The organism is Croceicoccus sp. Ery15, assembly GCF_020985305.1.
In the GTDB taxonomy this organism is placed as follows: Bacteria; Pseudomonadota; Alphaproteobacteria; order Sphingomonadales; family Sphingomonadaceae; genus Croceicoccus.
In genome coordinates this window covers 2906753-2928082 of sequence record NZ_CP087588.1, presented here as the reverse complement: position 1 = coordinate 2928082, position 21330 = coordinate 2906753, and the positions used below count along the sequence as shown (strand labels likewise).

At 63.5% G+C, this 21330-nt stretch carries 20 protein-coding genes; 13 read left to right on the top strand and 7 right to left on the bottom strand.

Going from position 1 to position 21330, the window contains the following annotated elements; translation table 11 throughout:
• Nucleotides 1-3: 3 nt before the first annotated feature.
• From LOZ77_RS14355 to LOZ77_RS14330, 6 genes are all read left to right on the top strand, one after another.
• Entirely contained in the window at nucleotides 4-1305 is a 1302-nt protein-coding gene (locus LOZ77_RS14355) for a class I SAM-dependent methyltransferase (protein ID WP_230279678.1), read from the top strand.
• A 31-nt stretch (nucleotides 1306-1336) separates the two neighbouring features.
• Nucleotides 1337-2713, top strand: coding sequence for an NAD(P)/FAD-dependent oxidoreductase (locus LOZ77_RS14350; protein ID WP_230279677.1), 1377 nt, complete (start codon nucleotides 1337-1339; stop codon nucleotides 2711-2713).
• Complete coding sequence (locus LOZ77_RS14345) at nucleotides 2710-3612, top strand: DUF707 domain-containing protein (RefSeq protein ID WP_230279676.1); 903 nt, start codon at nucleotides 2710-2712, stop codon at nucleotides 3610-3612. Before LOZ77_RS14350 ends, LOZ77_RS14345 begins: the two co-directional genes overlap by 4 nt.
• Nucleotides 3609-4634 carry a hypothetical protein gene (locus LOZ77_RS14340; RefSeq protein WP_230279675.1) on the top strand — a complete coding sequence of 342 codons (1026 nt, stop codon included), beginning with the start codon at nucleotides 3609-3611 and terminating at the stop codon, nucleotides 4632-4634. Before LOZ77_RS14345 ends, LOZ77_RS14340 begins: the two co-directional genes overlap by 4 nt.
• A gap of 104 nt (nucleotides 4635-4738) precedes the next feature.
• The gene (locus LOZ77_RS14335) at nucleotides 4739-6199 is read left to right on the top strand and encodes a GMC oxidoreductase (RefSeq protein ID WP_230279674.1); all 1461 of its coding nucleotides are present in this window, start codon (nucleotides 4739-4741) and stop codon (nucleotides 6197-6199) included.
• 4 nt (nucleotides 6200-6203) lie between these two features.
• On the top strand, nucleotides 6204-6638 hold the full coding sequence (locus tag LOZ77_RS14330; RefSeq protein ID WP_230279673.1) for a hypothetical protein: 435 nt from the start codon (nucleotides 6204-6206) through the stop codon (nucleotides 6636-6638).
• Nucleotides 6639-6662: 24 nt separating this feature from the next.
• Here LOZ77_RS14330 and rfbF read toward each other — a convergent pair whose 3' ends face one another.
• On the bottom strand, nucleotides 6663-7496 hold the full coding sequence (rfbF, locus tag LOZ77_RS14325) for a glucose-1-phosphate cytidylyltransferase (protein ID WP_230279672.1): 834 nt from the start codon (nucleotides 7494-7496) through the stop codon (nucleotides 6663-6665).
• Nucleotides 7497-7604: 108 nt separating this feature from the next.
• Between rfbF and LOZ77_RS14320 the strand changes: the two genes are divergently transcribed.
• Entirely contained in the window at nucleotides 7605-8558 is a 954-nt protein-coding gene (locus LOZ77_RS14320) for an NAD(P)-dependent oxidoreductase (RefSeq protein WP_230279671.1), read from the top strand.
• On the opposite strand, the gene LOZ77_RS14315 is transcribed toward LOZ77_RS14320, so the two are convergent.
• From LOZ77_RS14315 to LOZ77_RS14290, 6 genes are all read right to left on the bottom strand, one after another.
• Entirely contained in the window at nucleotides 8526-9566 is a 1041-nt protein-coding gene (locus tag LOZ77_RS14315; RefSeq protein ID WP_230279670.1) for an NAD(P)-dependent oxidoreductase, read from the bottom strand. The two genes, LOZ77_RS14320 and LOZ77_RS14315, sit on opposite strands and share 33 nt — an antisense overlap.
• Before the next feature lie 154 nt (nucleotides 9567-9720).
• Nucleotides 9721-10947: an adenosylmethionine--8-amino-7-oxononanoate transaminase gene (locus LOZ77_RS14310; RefSeq protein WP_230279669.1), complete on the bottom strand. Its 1227-nt coding sequence runs from the start codon at nucleotides 10945-10947 to the stop codon at nucleotides 9721-9723.
• A complete protein-coding gene (bioD, locus tag LOZ77_RS14305) occupies nucleotides 10944-11585 on the bottom strand; it encodes a dethiobiotin synthase (protein WP_230279668.1) in 642 nt (213 codons plus the stop codon). Before bioD ends, LOZ77_RS14310 begins: the two co-directional genes overlap by 4 nt.
• Nucleotides 11582-12424, bottom strand: coding sequence for a methyltransferase domain-containing protein (locus tag LOZ77_RS14300; RefSeq protein ID WP_230279667.1), 843 nt, complete (start codon nucleotides 12422-12424; stop codon nucleotides 11582-11584). The genes bioD and LOZ77_RS14300 overlap by 4 nt, the downstream gene beginning before the upstream one ends.
• Nucleotides 12394-13023, bottom strand: a complete 630-nt coding sequence (locus LOZ77_RS14295; RefSeq protein ID WP_230279666.1) for an alpha/beta fold hydrolase — start codon at nucleotides 13021-13023, stop codon at nucleotides 12394-12396. Before LOZ77_RS14295 ends, LOZ77_RS14300 begins: the two co-directional genes overlap by 31 nt.
• Nucleotides 13020-14177 carry an 8-amino-7-oxononanoate synthase gene (locus LOZ77_RS14290; protein WP_230279665.1) on the bottom strand — a complete coding sequence of 386 codons (1158 nt, stop codon included), beginning with the start codon at nucleotides 14175-14177 and terminating at the stop codon, nucleotides 13020-13022. The genes LOZ77_RS14295 and LOZ77_RS14290 overlap by 4 nt, the downstream gene beginning before the upstream one ends.
• Before the next feature lie 67 nt (nucleotides 14178-14244).
• Between LOZ77_RS14290 and mtnP the strand changes: the two genes are divergently transcribed.
• The 6 genes from mtnP (at nucleotide 14245) to LOZ77_RS14260 (ending at nucleotide 21276) form a co-directional block, all read left to right on the top strand.
• On the top strand, nucleotides 14245-15117 hold the full coding sequence (gene mtnP / locus LOZ77_RS14285; RefSeq protein WP_230279664.1) for an S-methyl-5'-thioadenosine phosphorylase: 873 nt from the start codon (nucleotides 14245-14247) through the stop codon (nucleotides 15115-15117).
• Between the two features lie 237 nt (nucleotides 15118-15354).
• A complete protein-coding gene (locus tag LOZ77_RS14280) occupies nucleotides 15355-16047 on the top strand; it encodes a response regulator transcription factor (protein ID WP_230279663.1) in 693 nt (230 codons plus the stop codon).
• Between the two features lie 28 nt (nucleotides 16048-16075).
• The gene (locus LOZ77_RS14275; RefSeq protein ID WP_230279662.1) at nucleotides 16076-17452 is read left to right on the top strand and encodes a sensor histidine kinase KdpD; all 1377 of its coding nucleotides are present in this window, start codon (nucleotides 16076-16078) and stop codon (nucleotides 17450-17452) included.
• A gap of 176 nt (nucleotides 17453-17628) precedes the next feature.
• On the top strand, nucleotides 17629-18915 hold the full coding sequence (locus LOZ77_RS14270; protein WP_370638017.1) for a thiamine pyrophosphate-dependent enzyme: 1287 nt from the start codon (nucleotides 17629-17631) through the stop codon (nucleotides 18913-18915).
• Nucleotides 18916-18988: 73 nt separating this feature from the next.
• A complete protein-coding gene (locus tag LOZ77_RS14265; protein WP_230281885.1) occupies nucleotides 18989-20002 on the top strand; it encodes an alpha-ketoacid dehydrogenase subunit beta in 1014 nt (337 codons plus the stop codon).
• Nucleotides 20002-21276 carry a dihydrolipoamide acetyltransferase family protein gene (locus LOZ77_RS14260; RefSeq protein ID WP_230279660.1) on the top strand — a complete coding sequence of 425 codons (1275 nt, stop codon included), beginning with the start codon at nucleotides 20002-20004 and terminating at the stop codon, nucleotides 21274-21276. The genes LOZ77_RS14265 and LOZ77_RS14260 overlap by 1 nt, the downstream gene beginning before the upstream one ends.
• Nucleotides 21277-21330: the final 54 nt, after the last annotated feature.

Sequence of the window (21330 nt, the reverse complement as noted above, 5' to 3'; positions counted from 1 at the left end):
AACATGAACAATGGCGGGGCGGCAGCGGTTCAAAGCGATCCGCACACGGGCAGTGTAACGACCGCGGCAGCAAGCGGCGCGAAATGCCGCCATTGCGATGCTCCGCTGGACATCGTGCTGGCCGATCTGGGGCACAGCCCCGTCGCCAATGACATGATCCCCAAAGACCGCATGGGCGAGCCGGAGGCGACCTATCCGCTCGCGGTGCGGGTTTGCGGGCAATGCTGGCTGGCGCAGGCGGGCGATGTGCTGCCCGCCGATGCGATTTTCCGCGCCGATTACACCTATTTCTCGTCCCATTCGACGACATGGCTGGCGCATGCGAAGGCCTATGTCGACATGGCTGTCGAACGGTTCGGCCTGACCGCCGACAGCAAGGTGGTCGAAGTTGCCTGCAACGACGGATATCTGCTGCAATATGTCAAGGCGGCCGGCATCCCCTGTTTCGGGGTAGAACCGACCGCAGGCCCCGCCGAAATGGCCCGGCGGATGGGCATCGACGTCGATATCGAATTCATGACCGAGGCCTATGGCAAATCGCTTGCCGCACGGGGATGGCAGGCCGATCTGGTCACCGCCAATAATGTGCTGGCCCATGTGCCCTTTATCAATGATTTCGTGCGCGGCATTGCCGCGATCCTGAAGCCCGAAGGCGTCGCCACATTCGAAGTGCAGCACTTGCTGCGCCTGATGCAGGGCCGCCAGTTCGACACGATTTATCACGAACATTTCTCCTATCTCTCGCTGATCGCGGCGGAACGGCTGTTCGATGCGGCTGATTTACGCGTCTTCGCGGTCGAAAATCTGCCGACCCATGGCGGATCGGTGCGCTTTTTCGTGTGCCGCAAGGATGCCGCCCGTCCGAACGAAATTTCGCTGGAAGCGATGCGCAATGAAGAGCTGGAATACGGGCTCGACAATCCGGCCACCTATCGCGCGTGGCGGGCCGATATTCTGGAAACGAAATTCGCGCTGCTCGAACTGCTGCTCGACCTGAAGAAACAGGGCAAGACCATCGTCGGCTATGGCGCGCCGGCCAAGGGCGTGACGCTGTTGAATTATTGCGGGGTGGACAGCGACTTCATCGATTACACGGTGGACCGCGCTCCTTCCAAACAGGGCTGTTACTTCCCCGGCGTCGGCGTCCCGATTCTGGACCCTAACGAGATCCTGAACACGCGGCCCGATTACGTGCTTATCCTGCCCTGGAACCTGAAGGACGAGATCAAGGAACAGATGGCCGCCGTGCGCGACTGGGGCGGCAAGTTCATCGTTCCCGTCCCCAAGGCCCAAATCGAAGACTAAGACCAAAATATAACAGGGACGCGCAACTAACGTGGCAAGCAAGCCCAATATCGCCATCATCGGATCGGGTTTCGCCGGTTTCGGCGCCTCGCACGCCCTGTCGGGCGAGGCAGTGAACGCGACAATCTACGAAAAGCGCCCCGTGCATGGCGGGCATACCTCCACCCATGCCTATGTCGACGGCTATCTGTTCGACGAAGGTCCGCATATCTCTTTCACAGAGGACAAGCGCCTGCAGGAACTGTTCGCCGATTCCATCGGCGGCACGTTCGAACGGCTGCGCGCCTATGTCGATAATTTCTGGCAGGGTCATTTCATCAAGCATCCGGCGCAGACCAATCTGCACGGTCTGCCGACCGATCTGATCATGAAATGCATCCGCGACTTCGTAGAGGCGTCGAAAACGCCGGTCGAGGAAGCGAAGATCGGGAATTACGAGGACTGGCTGCTCGCCGCCTTCGGAGAGACGTTCGCGCGGACCTTTCCGATGGAATATACCAAGAAATACCATTCGACCGAGGCGAAGAACCTGACGACCGACTGGCTCGGCCCGCGGCTTTATCGCCCCAGCCTCGAACAGATGCTGGTCGGCGCGCTGAACGAACAATCGCCCGACGTGCATTATGTCGACCATTTCCGCTATCCCACGCATGGCGGATTCGTGTCCTATCTCAACGGTTTCCGCGACCGTGCGAACCTGCAGGTGAATTCGGAAATCACCGAAATCGATCCGGTCGCCCGCACGCTGACGATGCGCGACGGGCGGGTGGCGCCCTATGACGCGGTGGTGTCGTCGGTCGCGCTGCCCAGCCTGATCCCGATGATCAAGGGCGCGCCCGACGATGTGAAGGCCGCCGCGGCAAAGCTCGCCTGCACCGAAGTGGTGCTGGTCAACATCGGCGTCACCAAGCCGTTCATCAAGGACGCGCACTGGACCTATTTCTATGACGAGGACATCTGCTTTGCGCGGCTGTCCTATCCGTCGAACTTCTCGCCCAATGTTGCGCCCAAGGGCTGCAGCGCGCTGCAGGCAGAGGTCTATTTCAGCCAGAAATGGAAACCCCGCACCAAGCCTGCCGATGCCTATATCGAACCAGTGATCGACGGGCTGCTCAAGGCGGGGCTGATCGACGGGCGCGACCAGGTGAACCATACCAGCACCATCGTCGCGCCCTATGCCAATATCATCTTCGACCATGACCGCCCCGCCGCGGTAAAGCTGATCCACGACTATCTGGACGAGATCGGCGTCGCCTTTTGCGGTCGGTTCGGCGACTGGGGTTACATCTGGACCGACCAGGCCTTCAAAAGTGGCGAGAATGCCGCGCAAAAGGCGCTGGATCGGCTGCAATCGCGGCGAGCGGGGGCAGCCGTCGTTGGCAGCCATAGTTACGGGGGGCTGACGTGAATAGCACGAGAGAGAATCTCGTTTTCGTGCGCGGGGGCAAAACCTCGCTCCATCATGGCTGGCTGGAAGGGCCGGGGGACCGCAACTGGGACCTGATCGTCAGCCAGTGGATCGACGACCCCGATATCGGGGCCGACGGCGATCTCCCAATCTCGATCGACAAGGGGACAAAGTGGGACAGCATCTATCGCTATCTCGCCGCCAATCCCGACGTCATGGACCGCTATCGCTATATCGCGTTCATGGACGACGATCTGGTCTTCACCAAATCCGACCTCAACCGCTATTTCGAGATTTGCAAAGAGCACGATCTGCTACTGGCCCAGCCGTCGCTGCATCCGGACAGCTATTTCTGCTATGCGATCCTGCTGCAATGCAAGGGGACGAAGCTGCGTTTTTCGAACTTCGTCGAATGCATGGCAACCGCCATCCGCACCGATTATCTCAAAAGCTTCATGCCCACCCTGTCCAAGGTGAAAACCGGTTGGGGCATGGACCGGATCTGGACAGTGACCATGCCCGATCCGGCATTTAGATCCGCGATCATCGACGAAATCTCGATGCTGCATACGCGTCCGCACGCGACCGGCGGAATTTACAAGGATTTCGCCAAGGAAAAAATGGGTCCGCAGGACGAACTGGCCGCGCTGGTCAGAAGCTATGACAATATTCCCGACAAGATGATGGTCTATGGCGGGATCGACAATCAGGGCCAGCGCATCGGCGCGACGCAGACGCGGATCGCTAACGGGATCAGCCTGCTTGGCCATAGCTGGCGCTGCCGCGACAAGCCGCGTTGCTTCAAATCGACGATCGGCGTTTTCCTGCGCGCTTTGACAGAGGTGAATTACTTGCCAAAGCCCGCCGTTCCGGTCCGGCAGGAAGGGATCTTGCTATGACCATGTCGCACCCGGCAGGCCGCACGGGCGAACGCCCGAATGACAGGCATTCGATCGCCGTGACGGTCGGCCTGCCCGGCTCTATCGAGGATGAGGAAAAGGCGATCTATCGCGGCCAGCTGAACCTGTTGCCGCCCACGCCTGCCAGCATCGCGCTGTGCGAACATGCGCAGCGCATGGTGGAAGAGGCATTCGCCCCGCACGATCCGCGCACGGCGCAGCACCATTTGTCGGTCGACGATTTCGTCGCGCGCGCGGCGGCGGTCAAACCGCGTTTCATCCACGATCCGCAGACCCGCGCGCTGCAAAAGCAATATCTGGAAGAGCTGGGGTTCGATCCCGCGCGCACCTTCCTCGATGTGCCGCGCATGCGGGTGGTGTCGAGCGACGGCTATCTCACATCGGGCGTGGGGCACAAACAGCCGCCGCATCGCGACACATGGTGGTCCGCCCCGATGCAGCAGATCCAGTTCTGGCTGCCTGTCTTTGCGATGAGCCGCGAATGCTCGATGGAATTCTATCCGCATTATGTCGAAACGGGGGTCGAGAACAGCTCTGACGATTTCAACATCTATGCATGGAACGCGCGCGGCCGGTTGAAAGCGGCCGAGCACAAGCAGGGCGAGGACAAGCGCGGCATTCCGCAACCCTTCGCCCCGCTCGACCATCCTGCCGCGGTGCAGGTAACGCTGCCGGTGGGCGGTGCGGTGATCTTTTCGGCCAACCAGCTGCATGCGACATCGGACAATGTGACGGGGATGACGCGGTTCAGCATCGATTTCCGCATCGTCGACGGCGACCATGTGGCGCAAGGGCTGGGCGCGCTGAACGTGGACAATGGCTCCACCGGCACTGCCCTGCGCGACTTCCGCCGGATGAGCGACGAGGCGGCTTTGGCCGACGATGTGATCGCGCCCTATGACATTGGCGACAAGCCCGAGGACGGCATCCTCGTCTTTTCGTCCGAGGTCGCGGAGCGGCAGAAAAGCGAACGACAGGACAGTCCCGCGCCGGCGGGCTGACCGGCAACAGGCATCGAATAAAGGGCGGGCAACGGAAATGCCCGCGAACGGGTGGCAACAGACAGGAGTGAATTCGAACGACAGATCCGGTGGGGGGATCGAACATGAACTTTATCGGCGCAGAACAGGCGGCTGCGCAAACATGGGATGTCGTCGCCGTCGGATCGGGCATGGGCTCGCTTTTCTTCCTCCAGAAATTTCTGGAGGCGAAGACCGGCCAACGCGTGCTGATCGTCGAAAAGGGCGGGCATAACACCCATCAGTGGCAGATCGACAATTCACTGAACGCGCCGGTCGATAACCACAGCACCTATCGCAATATCGGCGAATTTCACAAGGAATGGGCCTTTACGATCGGTCTGGGCGGCAGCAGCAATTGCTGGTGGGCGCTGACCCCGCGGCTGCATCCCGACGATTTCCGCATCCATAGCCTGACGGGCACCAGCGTCGACTGGCCGGTCGGTTACGACGATCTGGTCCCGTTCTACCAGCAAGCCGAAAATTTCATGCTGATCGCCGGTTCGGACGAGCTGGAGCCGCATTTCCCCGGCACGGCCCCCTATCCGCAGCCGCCGCATCATCTGTCGTCGGTTGACGAACTGATGCGCAAGCGGGACGACCATCTGCATTACGCCATGCCCACGGCAAAGCTTTCGCGCACCACCGATGAATCGCGGCGCAATCGCTGTTGTTCTGTATCGCGCTGCAATCTTTGCCCCGTGGATGCGAAATTCAATGCACTCAACGGGTTCGAAGGAGTGCTGTCGCACCCCTCCGTTTCCATCTGCATCGACAGCGAAGTGCAAATGCTGGAAACGGCAGACGGGGTCGTCAAATCGGTGCAATTCCGGCACGGGGCCCGGGACTACAAGGCATCCTGCAACTTGTGCGTGCTGGGTGCGAATGCGCTGTGGTCGCCGTTCATCATGCTGCGTTCGGGAATCGGCGGACATGGGGTGGGCCGCTATCTGGGCGAAAAAATGCTCGTCAATGTCGAGGTTAATCTCGACGGATTGCAGCATTACGATGGCGGCACAGCGGCGACGGCGATGAATCTTTCCCTGATCGAGGAAGGACGCACCAAGGATCGCGGTTCAAGTTTGCTGATCTTCAAGAACGGCTTCGACCACGGGCTACGGCTCGATCCGCCGGGGCGCTGGCGCGATTGTCTGCCGCTGGACCTCTATGTCGAGGATCACATGTATTATGAAAACGGCGTCTTCGACGATGGCGGCGATACGCCGGCGGTGAAATTCGGCCATTGGTCCGATTATGCACACAACACGCTGGCCCACGCGATGAGCCGGTTGCCAGACATACTGAGCCCGCTGCCGATAGAGGACATCCGCGATCCCAAGATCTGCCCGACACTGGGTCATGTGCAGGGCACTTGCCGGATGGGCACCAGTGCCGAAAATTCGGTGGTCGACGACCATCTGGTCAGCCACGCGGTGCGCAATCTGGTGGTGGTCGGCACGTCGGTTTTTCCGACGAGCGGAAGCGTCAATCCCACGCTAACCGCAGCGGCGCTGTCGCTGCGTTCGGCGGAATATCTGGCGGGGTAGGACCATGATGAAATTCATGCCGAAATTCACGCGCCGCAACGCTATTCTGGGCGGCACGGCGGGCGCGGCGGTTCTGGCAGGCGGCGGTGCGATTGTGCTGTCGGCCGAGGTCGAGAGCTTTTACGCAAGGCTGGTTCGCCATTATCTGTCTGGCGAGCCCATCGCGCCCGGAGCGGCAGAGGCCTTTGCCAGCGATTACATGAACGCGGACGAGGATCTGAGCAAGGTCAGGCCGCTGATGTATATGCAACAATTATCGGGGTTTGCGGGGCTGGATGAAATCCTTGGCGGTCAGGGCCCTTACGAGACATTTGTCCGCCGCGTGACCACCAATTTCGTAATGGGATCGAATTTTTTCCAGCGCGCAACGCCCACCGATCCGATCGAATATGTGTCGATTGCGCAGGTCTGCGGCAATCCCTTCGCCCGGTTCGACTGATACGGGCGAAGCGATCTTCGCGCGTCAGCCGGCCAACGCCATGCCGGGAAAGGCGATGGTTTCCGCCACCGCAGGCTTGCCTGCATAAACCTGCCGCCACGGGCAATCGGGCTGGGCCCACATTTCCTCCAGCACGGTCTTGTCGCGCAGCGTATCCATGCATTGCCAGAAATCGTCATGCCGGAACGCGGTGAGCTGGTTCAGTTCGACCAGACGTTCCATCGGGCCACGTTCCCAGATCGTGCTGTCGCCTTCGATCAGATCGAACACTTCGGGCTGGCAAACGTAGAAGCCGCCATTGATATGCCCGCCGTCATGCATGCCCTTTTCGCGGAATCCGGTAACCTTGGCGCCGTCCTCGCTCATCCCCAGTGCGCCAAAGCGGCCGGGTTGCAGCACGGCGGTCACGGTCGCCCATTTGCCCTGCGCCTTGTGGAACGCGACCAGCTGGTCGACGGGCACATTGGACAGGCCATCGCCATAGGTCAGGCAGAAGGGTTCGTTCCCCACGATGTCGCGCACGCGGCGCACGCGCCCGCCGGTCATCGAATCCGCGCCGGTATCGACCAGCGTCACCTTCCAGTCCTCGTCCGAGGGCGAGTGGAAATCGATCTGCCCGCTGCCGAGGTTGATGGAGAAATCACTGCTGATCGAGCGGTAATTGAGGAAATATTCCTTGATCACCTCACCCTTGTAGCCGCAACAGACGATGAACTCCTTATGGCCGAAATGCGCATAGTGGCGCATGATGTGCCACAGGATCGGCTTGCCGCCGACTTCGACCATCGGCTTCGGACGAACCGAAGTCTCTTCGCTCAACCGCGTACCCAGACCGCCTGCGAGGATAACTACTTTCATTGGTGCCCCCCAATATCCGGTTGAATTTTCTCAAATACGGCGATTGCATGCAAGCTGTGGCGGCGGGTCATGCGGGTTAGCCGCGTGCTCTTTGGCGAGGTAATCCGAATGCATGAAGACACGCTTTTTCTGGTCACCGGTGCGAGCGGTTTCGTCGGCAGCGCGGTGGTGCGCGCCTTGCGGGCGGACGGGCGACGCTTCGTGGCATTGGGCAAGCGGCCAACCGATGAAGGCGATGGCGAGATCTGGGAGAGTGTCGACCTGCTGAACCGCGATGAGGTCGCAGCACTGATGGCGCGGCACCGTCCCGCCGCGCTGATCCACGCCGCATGGGCGCGCAGCCGCCCCGGCGGCATGTGGGACGCGCCCGACAATATCGACTGGCGCGATGCGGGGCTGATGCTGTTCGATGCGTTCGCGCAGGCAGGCGGGCGGCATATCACCGCTTGCGGAAGCTGCGCCGAATATGCGCTTTCCGACGCGCCTTGTGTGGAGGGCGTCACCCCTGTCGCCCCCGCCTCGCTTTACGGCAGGGCCAAGGCGGAATTGCATGACGGGGCCGCCGCCCTTTGTGCGGATCGGGGCGTGTCGCTGGCATGGGCGCGCATCTTCTATCTCTTTGGCCCGAACGAGGGGGCGGCGCGGCTGGTCCCTTCGGTGATCGACAGCCTGCTGCGGGGCGAAACCGCCGAAACCGCCAGCGGCACGATCCGGCGCGACTTTGCCTTTATCGACGATGTGGCGGGCGGCTTACTGGCGCTGGCCGATGCGGGGGTCACGGGTGCCTATAATGTGGGATCAGGCGATGCGATGATGCTGCGCGATCTGGTCACGCGGATCGGCGCGATCATGGGGCGGCCCGATCTGGTCGCCATCGGCGCCCTGCCCGACCGCGCGGGCGAGGCTCCGCTGATCGCGGGCGACGTTTCAAAAATCGCGCGCGATACCGGCTGGCACGCGCGCACTCCGTTGGACGAGGCGCTGCGCCGCACGATCGACTGGCGGCGCAGCAATGGATGCGGGGTCCGGTCAGACGACCGGCAAGGTCCAGCAAAGCTCTGAATCGAGGAGCCTCTTTTCCTTGTTCTGCAACAGGATCTTCAGCCGCGTATAGGGCGGCGAATTGAAATCCTCTGCCGTCAGATGGATCGCTTCGAACAATGTGCGCAACTGGCGCGCGCCGCGTTCGGGGGTCCATTCGCACTGGAACCCGGGCAGCACCTGTTTGATCTTGGAAAAGCCGACCTTGTAGCTGCGATTGTCGCCATCGCTTTTCCCCACGGTCAGCTTGCAGCCGGGGAAGGTTTCCGAAACGATCGTCGCCACATCGATGATGCGATAGTTGGAATCGGTATCGCCCACGTTGAAGATCTGGCCGCGGATATCATCCTCGGGCGCCATCAGCGACAGGCGGATGGCCTGGCAAATATCCTTCACATGCACCAGCGGACGCCACGGCGTGCCATCGCTGGTCAGCACGATTTCGCCCGATGTCATCGCATGGCCGCACAGATTATTGAGCACGATGTCGAACCGCATGCGCGGGCTTGCGCCATAGGCGGTCGCATTGCGCAGGAAACAGGGGGCGAAATTCTCGCCCGCCATCGCGCCCAGATCCTGCTCTACCCTGACCTTGCATTCGGCATAGGCGGTTTGCGGATTGGGCGGCGTCGTTTCGTCCACGAATTCGTAATCGGCATTGGCCGCGCCATAGACCGAACAGGACGAGGTATAGACGAAGCGCCGGATACCCGCCGCCCGCGCCGCGCGCGCAAGGCTGAGCGTGCCTTCATGGTTGATCTTGTAGGTGATGTGCGGATCGTGCTGGCCCAGCGGGTCGTTCGACAATTCGGCCAGATGGACCACCGCGTCGAATCCCTTCAGATCCTCTGCCGTGATGGCGCGGATATCCTTGCGGATCGCCATCGGCACCGGATCGGGCGAGGGATACAGCCAGCCCGCCGCGTAAAAACCGGTGTCGCAACCGACCACGTCGAAGCCGCGCTTCATCAGATCGGGCCCGAGGATCGCGCCGATATAGCCGTCCGATCCCGTTACAAGTACGCGCATTCAAACCCCCCGGTCATGGATCATGCGCAAGGTCAGTCGATGCCCCGACCTGCGCGCCGGTGTTCTAGGATTCATGGCGGAGTCGGACCAACTGTCCTTCGGGGTTAGAACCCCTTACCGGCGGCGGACGTCCATTTGTGGGACAGTGCAGAATTCAGATCGTGGCGATGGCATCGAACACCGCGTCCAGCTGCTCTTCGGTAATGCAATAGGGCGGCATCGCGTAAATCGTGCTGCCCAGCGGGCGCAGCAGCACGCCGCGGTCCAGGCAATGGCGCATCATCGCGGGCACGTCGCCCGACAGATAGCCGTCGCCTTCCCCCAGTTCGAACGCCGCGATACCGCCATGGACCCGCGCATTGCGGATCGCCCGCTTGCCCGCCAGCGCGTCAACGCGTTCGGACAGGCGCGTTTCCAGCCGTTTCACCCGCTCCAGCACAGGCTCGTCGCGCCATATCGCCAGATTGGCATTGGCAGCGGCACAGGCGATGGGGTTGGCGGTATAGCTGGACGAATGGAAGAACATCTTCGCCCGGTCGGTCGACAGATGCGCGGCGTAAACCGGCTCGCTCGCCATGGTGACGGCCAGCGGGATCGCCCCGCCGGTCAGCCCTTTCGACAGGCAGAGTATGTCGGGGGCTATGTCCGCCTGCGCGCAGGCCAGCAGCGTGCCGGTGCGGCCCCAACCGGTCATCACCTCGTCCGCGATGAACAAGGTGCCGTGCCGCGCGCAGATGGCGCTCATTTCGGCCAGCACGGCGGGCGCATAGAACTTCATGCCACCCGCGCCCAGCACCAGTGGCTCCACGATCAGAGCCGCCGCCCCGTCGCGGCAGGCGGCCTCCAGCGCATCCAGTGTCGGCTGCGGATCGGCTGCGGGAAAGGGGATGCTGGTCACATCGAACAGCAGCGGATCGTATGGCTGGTTGAACACGCCGCGTTCGCCCACGCTCATCGCGCCGATGGTATCGCCGTGATAGCTGTGTTCCATCACCACGATGCGGCTGCGGCTTTCGCCCTGATGCGCCCAGAAGCCCAGCGCCATTTTCAGCGCGACCTCCACGCTGGTGGACCCCGAATCGGAAAAAAACACGCGGGTCAGGCAGTCGGGCATGATCGCGCGCAGACCGGCGGCCACATCCTCTGCGGGCCGGTGGGTGAATCCTGCAAAGATCAGCTGGTCGAGCTTGCCGGCCTGCTCCGCGATCGCCTGCATGATCGGGGGGTGGCAATGGCCATGCGTCGTCACCCACCACGACGATATGGCATCGATGATCTGCCGCCCGTCCTCGCCGTAAAGCAACGCGCCCCCGGCCCGCTCGATCAGGGGGATCGGCTCGTTCAATCCGTGCTGGGTAAAGGGGTGCCAGATCGGGCTCATGCGAAATCCTGCGGGTCGAACGATGCGGCAAAGGCAGCGGCCAGCGTATCGGCATTCAGCGGGTCGAGCGGGTCGAGCCTGCCCAGCCGCCTGACCTGCCCCATCTCGCAGATCGTGCGTTCGCTGTCCGCATTCGCTTCGCCCATAAAGGCCACGCCGGTCAGCGGTATGCCGCGCTGGCGCAGCGCGCTGATCGACAGCAGGCTATGGTTGATCGTGCCCAGCGCGGTGCGCGCGACCAGCACCACGGGGACCTGCCAGCGGGCGATCACGTCAAGGAAAGTGGTATCGCGCGTCAATGGCACCATCAGCCCGCCTGCCATTTCGATCACCAGCGGGCCATCGACTTCGGGAATCGCCAGCGTGGCGGGGTCGATCGTCACCCCGTCGATCTCTGCCGCCAGATGCGGTGAACAGGGCGTGTTCAGCCGGTGGATTTCGGGCAGCACCCGATCCGCGGGAATGCCGCCCAGCCGCGCGGCGCGGTCGGCATCGCCTTCCATCTTCCCCTCGAACGGGTCGAAGCCGGCCTGCACCGGTTTCCAGTAATGCGCGCCAAGCGCCCCCGCCAGCGCGGCGGCAAAGACGGTCTTGCCGACATCGGTATCGGTTCCGGCGATGACGATGGGACGGGTCATAGGCCAATGTCTTTCAACGGGCGGCTGTCTTTCAATGGGCGGCTGTCTTTCAACGGGCGGCGAAAATGGCAGGTGACGATTTCATAGGTCGCGGTCGATCCGGCATCCTCGAAATGGCGCATGGCGGCGCGCATGGCGGCGGGGCCGACCGGACGATGGCCCCGCGCCGGCACGCCCGCGCCGATCGCTTTGACCGAGGCCAGGAAGCCGCGCGCATCATCATGGCGGTCGTGCAGCAGCCCGGCAACGGGCGGGGCGACCTGCGCCTGCCGATGGATCGCGGCGATCTGCTCCACGGACGGATATACGGGCGTGCCTGCCCCTGCCCCCGCCTTGGCCAGCGCATCGCGCCATTCGCGGAACGTGCCCGATGCCAGCGTGTTGAACAGCACATGGCCGCCCGGCCTGACCCAGCGCAGCAACCGCGCCACCGCCGCATCCAGATCGTCGAACCATTGCGCCGCAAGGCTGGCGGTAATCAGATCATAGTCGCCAGCCGCTGGCGGTTCGTCGCGCTCTATATCCAGAACCGCAAAGGTTAGATGGGGGCCGCTCACACGCTGGCGGCATCGCTCGACCATGGGCGGTGCCAGATCGCTGACGGTCCAGTGCCCGCCAATCCCGCGCGCCTGCATCGCCTGTGTCAGAAATCCCGTGCCGCAGCCGAATTCCAGCAGGGCGGGCGATGGCAGGTCCAGTGCGGCGATACGGTCGGCCAGCGCCCCGGCAGCGCGGCGCTGGATGGCGGCATGGCGGTCGTAATCCTGCGCCGCGCCGAATGCGCGGGCGATGGCGTCGCGGCGCGCCATCATGCCGCCACCCGCAGCCGTTCGATCCATGCGGCGCAGATTTCCGGATGGGTCAGCGGCAGCACATGGCCGCCCGCAACCGTGGCGCGTTCCACATAGGGCGCTGCCGCGAACTGCGCCGCGCGCATGTCGGGAAACAGCAGCGGATCGTCCGCCCCGTCCAGTGCCAGCAGCGGCGCGCGCCATGCCGCGCTGGCCTCTCGCCGGTCGCTGTCGCGCATGGCGAGCAAATCTTCGCGCAATCGCGCCGCATCGGGCGTCCCCGCCGGAACCGCACTGCCCAGCCGCGCATGGAAGTCGCGCAAAACGGCAGCCGGATCGCTCTCCAGCCGCGCGATCATGCGGTCGATCACGCGCGGATGGACCCCTGCATGTCCGTCCGCCGCGGTAAAACGGTCGAACCCGTTGATCGCCAGCAGGCCGCGACAGCCCTGCGGCGCATCGTCCAGCAGGGCCATCGCCCCGAAACTATGCGTCACGGCGATGCACGGCCCGTCGATAGCCGGCCAGTCGGGCGCCCCGAAGTATCCGCGATCCGCCCGCACCGAATCCACGTCGGGCAAATGTGCGATCACCGCATCCCAAATCGAGGGACCGAAACCCCAGCCATGCACGAAGATTATCTTCACCGCGCTTCCCCGAGCGCGGCCAGCAATCGGGCGATGTCGTCTTCGGAATGGCTGGCGCGCAGGGCGATGCGCAGGCGGCTGGTGCCCGGCGGCACGGTCGGCGGACGGATCGCGGCGGCAATCATGCCGCGCTCCTCCAGCAAGGAGGACAGGCGCAGCGCGTCCTCTTCCGCTCCGATGATGGCAGGCACGATCTGCGTGGTCGATCCGCCGGTATCGATGCCCAATCCGGCCAGTCCGGCGCGCAATTGCTCGCCCAAAGCCGCCAGATTCGCCCGCTCTGCCCCCATCTGCGGCAACAGGTCGAGCGCGGCATCACCGGCGCCCAGCACGGCGGGCGGCACGGCGGTGGAGAATACGAAGCCCCCCGCCGCATTGACCAGCCAGTCGCGCATGGCCGCCGAACAGGCGAGATAGCCGCCGAACCCGCCCAGCGCCTTGCTGAACGTGCCCATGGCGATATCGACTCCCGCGACCCCGTGCGACAGCCCCGCCCCGTTTGGCCCAAGCACGCCGGTCGCATGCGCCTCGTCCACCACCAGCAATGCGTCGTGACGGTCCGCCAGCGCGCCCAGCCCCGCCACATCGGCGCAGTCGCCATCCATGGAGAACACGCTTTCGGTCAGGATGATGCGCGCGGGCGCGGCGGCATGGGCAGTCAGCAATTCGTTTAAATGAGCCAGATCATTGTGGCGGAATCGTTTTTGCCGCACCCCCGCTGCCGCGCAGCCGTGGTGGATGCTGGCATGGACCAGCCGGTCGGTGAATACCGCCGCGCCGGGCATCGCCCTGACCAGGGCAGGCACCAGCGCGGCATTCGCCTGCCACCCGCTGGCCAGCAGCAGCGCGCTTTCGGTGCCTTTCAGCGCGGCGATGCGCGCTTCCAGTGCCAGATGCGCGTCAAACGTGCCGGTCACCAGCCGCGACGCACCCGCGCCCGCACCATAGCACGCCGCAAACTCCGCCGCGCGCTGCGCCAGCAGGGGATGCAGCGCCAGACCGAGATAGTCATTGCTCGAAAAATCGAGGGCCAGCCGCCCGTCGCGCAGCAGCCTGCCATCGGGCCGCAAGGCCGCCGCGCGCAGCACGCGGCGCTGCCCGCGTTCGTCCAGCGCGGCCAGCCTGTCGGTTAGTATGGCGTCCCATCGGCTCATCACCCGCGCTCCAAGCGGGAAATGCGCCGCTTGTCCAGCCCGCCCCGCCGGTCCTATGAAGCGCGGCATGGATAGCGAATGGACCATCGGGGTAATCGGCGGGTCGGGTCTCTACCGGCTCGACGCCTTGGAAGACGCCGAATGGCTGCCCGTCAGCAGCCCGTTCGGCAAGCCGTCGGACGAGATTTTGTTCGGGCGCATCGGCAATGTGAAGCTGCGTTTCCTGCCCCGCCACGGTCGCGGCCACCGCATCCCGCCATCCGACATCAACGCCCGCGCCAATATTGACGCGCTGAAACGTTCGGGCTGCACCGATATTCTGGCGATATCCGCCATCGGATCGCTGCAGGAACATCTGCCGCCCGGCCATTTCGTCGCGGTGGACCAGTTCATCGACCGAACCTTCGCCCGCGAATCGAGCTTTTTCGGCAGCGGGCTGACCGCCCATGTCTCGATGGCCGATCCGGTCTGTCCGCGCCTGTCCGCCATGGCGGCGGATGCGGTGGAGGCAGCGGGCGGCACGGTGGCGCGCGGCGGCACCTATCTCGCGATGGAGGGGCCGCAATTTTCCACCCGCGCCGAAAGCCGGCTTTACCGCCAGTGGGGCGCCGATGTGATCGGCATGACCGCCATACCCGAAGCGCGCCTCGCCCGCGAGGCGGAGCTGCCCTATGCGCTGGTCGGCATGGTCACCGATTACGATTGCTGGCGCAGCGAGGACGAGGCCGTCGAAATGTCGGATATCGTCGCGCAAATGCAGGCCAATGGCGATCTGGCACGGCGCACGGTGGAACGTTTTATTGCCGCCCTGCCCGCGAATCGCGCCCCCTCACCCGTCGATACGGCGCTGGACCATGCGGTCATAACCGCACCCGATGCGCGTGATCCGGCAATGCTGGTGCGGCTGGAAGCCGTGCTTGCGCGATGGCTTGCGCAATAGCTTGTTGCAAAACGCTCGCATTTGCAGTTACTGTGTTTCGGGTCCAGCGGCGCGTTAACCATGCCCCATTACGGGACTGCCATCTGTATGACGGCCCGTGTTAAATTTCTGTCGGGGTTTGTGCGATTGCGAGCGAGCAGGATCGGTTATGGTGCTGGCGGATTATTAGTCCTGATTTAATCAATCTTGCGCGCCGGCGTGGCTTTCGGCCCGCCGTCTTGGGAAGGAACGATACGGATGGCCCAGACCGGCCTCGAAATTTTGCATATCGAGGATGACAGCCGCACCGCGTCCGATCTTCAGGAGCTGATGAAGGCCAGCGGCGACCGCGTGACCTGGGCCTCGACCGGATCGGAAGGGTTGAAGCAGGCGGGCGTCGGCAATTTCGACGTCATCATCCTCGATCGCATGCTGCCCGATTTCGACGGGCTGACCGTGGTCAAGCAATTGCGCGACAGCGGCGTGGGCACGCCGGTGCTGATGCTGTCGGCGCTGGGCCGCACCATCGACCGCGCCGAAGGGCTGGACGCGGGCGCCGACGATTATCTGGCCAAGCCGTTCGAGGCACCCGAATTGCTGGCCCGCCTGCGCGCGCTGCATCGCCGCGCTTCGGGGCAGGCGCATAGCGCGGTGATCATCCACGGCGCATTCGAATGCCACGTCAAGGCACGCACGGCATTCCGTTCGGGCAAGCATTTATCGCTCAGTCCCAAGGAATTCGAACTCTTCCGCTATATGATCGAGAATGCGGGCGATGTGGTCACGCGCGAAATGCTGCTGCGCGATGTGTGGAAGATGGGTTTCGACCCGCAGACCAATGTCGTCGATGTGAATATCGGCCGCCTGCGCCGCAAGCTGGAGGACGGTTTCGCCTCGCCCGCGCTGGAAACCATCTGGGGGACCGGCTACCGTCTGCTCGACGGTCGTTGAATCGCGGCCGTCCTTTACGGGGGCGCGCTTGCAACGGGTATCACTGCTCGATTCGATCTTCACGCGGCTGGTCGCATGGGCGATCGCGGTTTCGATCGCGGTGGTGTTGGTGCTGGGCTGGCTGGTCACCAGCAAGTTCGAACAGATGTCCGACGCCACGGTGCAGTGGAATGTCGACGCCGATATCCGCCACATGTCCGATATTCTGGCCGCACGCGGTCGGGGCGAGCTGATCGCCCATATCGAGGAAAGCGCCGATGTCGACCGGCCCGCGGGCACGGGCAGCCATTTCCTGCTGCTGGATATCGACGGGCACCGGCTGGCAGGCGATCTGGCCCAATGGCCGCAGTTCGCGGACGAACAGACACAAGCGGGCACGATCATCCTGTCCGGCGGCAGACCCGCCTTTGCCCGCGCGGTGAATTTTCCGGGCGGCATGCGCCTGCTCGCCGCGCGTGAAACGGGGTGGACCATCATCCAGTTGAACCAGATCGGCCTGTCTTTCGTCGCCGGAGGCCTGTTCGTGGTGATGGCGGTGGGAGTCATGGGCTATATCACCGCGCGCCGCCTGGCCGACCGGGTCAAGCTGATCAATGCGGCCTTTCGCGATCCCGAACCGCGCAAGCTGGCTGCATTGTCCAGCGGACAGCGCGACACGGACGAAATCGGGGAACTGACCCGCCATTCGGGCGAGGCGTTGCAGCGTTTGCAACGGCTGGCGCGGTCACAGCGCGACACCACCGACCAGATCGCCCATGAAATGCGCACCCCGCTGATGCATCTGGACAACCGGCTGATCCGCGCGATTCAGGCACAGGAACAGGCGCGCGACCCCGATGCCGAAACGACCGAGCGGCTGGTCGCGGCACGCAGCGAAATCAGGCAAGTGGTCGCCACGCTCGAATCCTTATTGGACATCGCGCATAGCGAGGCGCAGCGCGGCGACTGGCAGGGGCTGGCCGAAATTGATCTGAGCGCGCTGGCCGAAAATATCGCCGACCTTTATACCGCCAGCGCCGAGGATACCGGCCATGATTTCCGGCTGGAGGCCGAGGCAGGCGTGACGATGCAGGGGGACGAGATCCAGATCTCGCGCCTGATCACCAATCTGCTCGACAATGCGTTCAAATATGTGCCGTCGGGCGGGCGGGTGCGGCTAATCGTTATGCGCAGGCCCGATGGCGCGCCGCTGATCGCGGTGGCCGATGACGGGCCGGGCGTGCCCCCGCAATTCCGCGAAACGATCTTCGAACGCTTTGGCCGCGGCGAAAACGCGTCAAGCGATCAGAAAGGCGCGGGGCTGGGCCTTGCGCTGGCGCGCGCCATTGCCGAACGCCACGGGATGGAATTGCGGCTGGCCCCCACCACGCGCGGCGCGCGTTTCGAACTGCGCCCGCGCGGCTGAGTGCCCACCCCCTGCGGAACCGCAGCGGCGTTGATGCGCTATCTTCTATAATGCCCGCCCACCATAATACCCGGCGCTGACCGCCGCGATTGAACCGGCTGCAGGATTGTGGTAATATAATTGCTCAGTCATAAAATTTCATTCTCCTGCCTTTTCGGGCACGAAGATGAGCAAAAATGCTGAGAGAGGATAATTTGGCCCATTCCGATCTTAAGGGGACGAATCTCCCCAAGCTCGAACTCCACATCCCCGAACCGCCGTCGCGTCCGGGTGAGGAAATCGATTTCCGGCACGTGAACCGCGGCAAGGCGGGTGCGGTGCGGCGCCCCGACATTGCCGAACACGAAAGCAATATGCGCGATCTGCCATATGAGCTGATCCGCGTGCTGGACGACGATGCGCGGGCCGTGGGGCCGTGGGATCCCGAGCTGGGTGCCGACACGCTGATCAAGGGGCTGCGCGCGATGATGCTGACGCGCGCCTTCGACGACCGCCTGTTCCGCGCGCACCGACAGGGCAAGACCAGCTTTTACATGAAGTCCACCGGCGAGGAGGCGATCGCCGCCGCGCAGTCGATGGCGCTGGACAAGGGGGACATGTTCTTCCCCACCTATCGCGCCATGGCGTGGCTGCATGCGCGCAACTATCCGCTGACGACGCTGTGTAACCAGATCTTCAGCAATGCCGAGGATCCGCTGGCGGGCAAGCAGCTGCCGATCCTGCATTCGGCGCGCGACTATGATTTCTATTCGATCAGCGGCAATCTGGGCGTGCGTTTCGTCCATGCGGTGGGCTGGGCGATGGCGTCGGCATACAAGAACGACACGAAAATCAGCCTTGCCTATGTCGGTGACGGCACCACGGCCGAGGGTGACTTTCACGAGGCGATGACCTTTGCCGCTGCCTATCGCGCGCCGACGATCCTGTGCGTGACCAACAACCAATATGCCATTTCCAGCTTTGCCGGTTTCGCCGCGCCCGAACGCCTGCCTTTTGCGGCCAAGGCGCTCGCCTATGGCTTTCCCGGCATCAAGGTCGACGGCAACGACTTCCTTGCCGTGTGGGGTGCGACGCAATGGGCCGCCGAACGCGCGCGCACCAATAACGGGCCGACCCTGATCGAATTTTATACCTATCGCGCAGAGGGGCATTCCACTTCCGACGATCCCAGCGCCTATCGCCCCAAGGACGAAGCCAAGCACTGGCCGCTTGGCGACCCGGTTAACCGGCTCAGGGACCATCTGGTCGCGCTGGGCGAATGGGACGATGACAGGCACGCCGCGCTGGAAGCCGAGCTGAAGGAAAAGGTGAAAATCGCGGTCAAGGAGGCCGAAGCCATCGGCACTCTCGGCCAGTCCAAGCCCCCCATCGACGAGATGTTCGAGGATGTGTTCGAAGAGCTCGACTGGAGGCTGAAGGAACAGCGCGCCGAACTTCATCAACGCCGGGACGGGAGGAATTGAGATGGTAGAGAACCAGCCTTCCGTGAACGATGCCGCCGTAGAGGCGGGCATTGCCGAAACCGGGTCGAAGAAGATGAACATGATCCAGGCGCTGAACAGCGCGCTGGACGTGATGCTGGGCCGCGACGAAGACGTGCTGATCTTTGGCGAGGATGTCGGCTATTTCGGCGGCGTCTTCCGCGTGACCGAGGGTTTGCAGGCGAAGCACGGCCTCAAACGCTGTTTCGATGCGCCGCTGACCGAAGGCGGCATCATCGGCAGCGCCATCGGCATGGGCGCATATGGCCTGCGCCCCGTGCCCGAAATCCAGTTCGCGGATTATATCCTGCCTGCATACGATCAGCTGGTGAGCGAGGCGGCGCGGCTGCGTTACCGTTCCAATGGCGAGTTCTGGGCCCCGATCACCGTGCGCACGCCCTATGGCGGCGGCATTTTCGGCGGGCAGACGCATAGCCAAAGCCCCGAGGCAATCTTTGCCCATGTCACGGGCCTTAAAACCGTGATCCCGTCGAACCCCTATGACGCCAAGGGCATGCTGATCGCCAGCATCGAAAGCAACGATCCGGTCGTCTTCCTCGAACCCAAGCGCCTGTATAACGGACCCTTTTTCGGGCGGCCCGACGAGGAGCTGAAGACATGGGCCAATTCGGGCGATCCCAGCGCCGAGGTGCCGCTGAACCATTACTCGGTTCCGCTGGGACAGGCCGCCGTGCTGCGCGAAGGGCGCGAGGCGACCGTGCTGGCCTATGGCACCATGGTCCATGTGGCGAAGGCAGGGATCGAGGACAGCGGCGTGGATGCCGAACTGATCGATCTGCGCTCCATCGTCCCGCTCGACATCGATACCATCGTGCGCTCGGTGAAAAAGACGGGCCGCTGCGTCATCCTGCACGAGGCATCGCGCTTTGGCGGATTCGGCGGGGAATTGTCGGCATTGGTGCAGGAACGCTGTTTCGACCATTTGCGCGCCCCCATCGCCCGCGTTTGCGGCTATGACATGCCCTATCCGCATGCGTTCGAATGGGATTATTTCCCCGGCCCGATCCGCCTTGCCGAGGCCCTAAAGACTGCCGTGGAGTACCGCTGATGGGTATCTATCACTTCCGCCTGCCCGACATCGGCGAAGGCGTGGCCGAGGCCGAGATCGTCGAATGGCATATCAAGATCGGTGACGAGATTGCCGAGGACGATCCGCTGTGCGACGTGATGACCGACAAGGCCACCGTCGACATGACCACGCCGGTCGGCGGCAAGGTCGTGGCGCTGCACGGCAAGGTCGGCGAAATGCGCGCCGTGGGATCGGTTCTGGTCGAGCTTGAGGTCGAGGGCGAAGGCAATGCCAGCGCTTCGGCACCGGCGCCGACGCCCGAACCGGCGCCCGCTCCGGCCCCCACGCCCGAACCGGCACCTTCACCCGCACCGGCACCGGCACCGCCGCCCGCCGCAAAGACCAGGCCCGCGCCTGCCCCCTCTGCGACACGCACCGCGCCGGCGGGCTTCCCGCCTTCCGGATTTCCTTTGGCTGCCCCCGCCACCCGCCGCCGCGCGGCAAAGCTGGGCATCGATCTGGAACGCGTGCGCGGATCGGGCCGCAACGGACGCATCACGCCCGAAGATATCGACCGCTATCTGGCAGGCGGCGACGACCGCTATGCCGCCCGCGCGGGCGTGGACGAGATCGAGGTGATCGGCCTGCGCCGCAAGATCGCGCAGCGCATGGAGGACGCATGGCGCCGCATCCCGCATATCACCTATGTCGAGGAAGTGGACGTTACCGAGCTGGAGAACACCCGCAATGCGCTGAACGCCGCGCGGCAAGACGGCCAGCCCAAGCTGACCATCCTGCCCTTCTTCGTGCGCGCACTGGTCAAGGCATTGCCCGAATTCCCGCATTGCAACGCGCATTACGATGATCAGGCGGGCGTGCTGCGCCAGCATAATCCGATCCATTGCGGCATCGCCACCGCGACCGACAAGGGGCTTGCGGTTCCCGTGCTGAAAAACGCGGAAACCATGGACCTTTGGAAATGCGCCGAGGAAATCGCCCGCCTGTCCGCCGCCACCCGGGACGGAAAGGCCAGCCGCGACGAGCTGACCGGATCGACGATCACCATTACCTCGCTTGGGCCTGTCGGCGGCGTCACCACCACGCCGATCATCAATTCGCCCGAAACCGCGATCGTCGGCCCCAACAAGATCAGCGAAAAGCTGACCCGCGTGAACGGCGAGATCGTGACGAGGAAGGTCATGAACATCTCCTCCAGCTTCGACCATCGCATCGTCGACGGCTATGAAGCGGCCATGTTCGTTCAGGCATTGAAACGCCTGCTGGAAACGCCCGCGCTGTTGTTTATCGATTGAGGTTGCAGGGCCGCTTCCGGCGGGTATCGGCTGGAAGCGGGGTCTCTGCTAGCG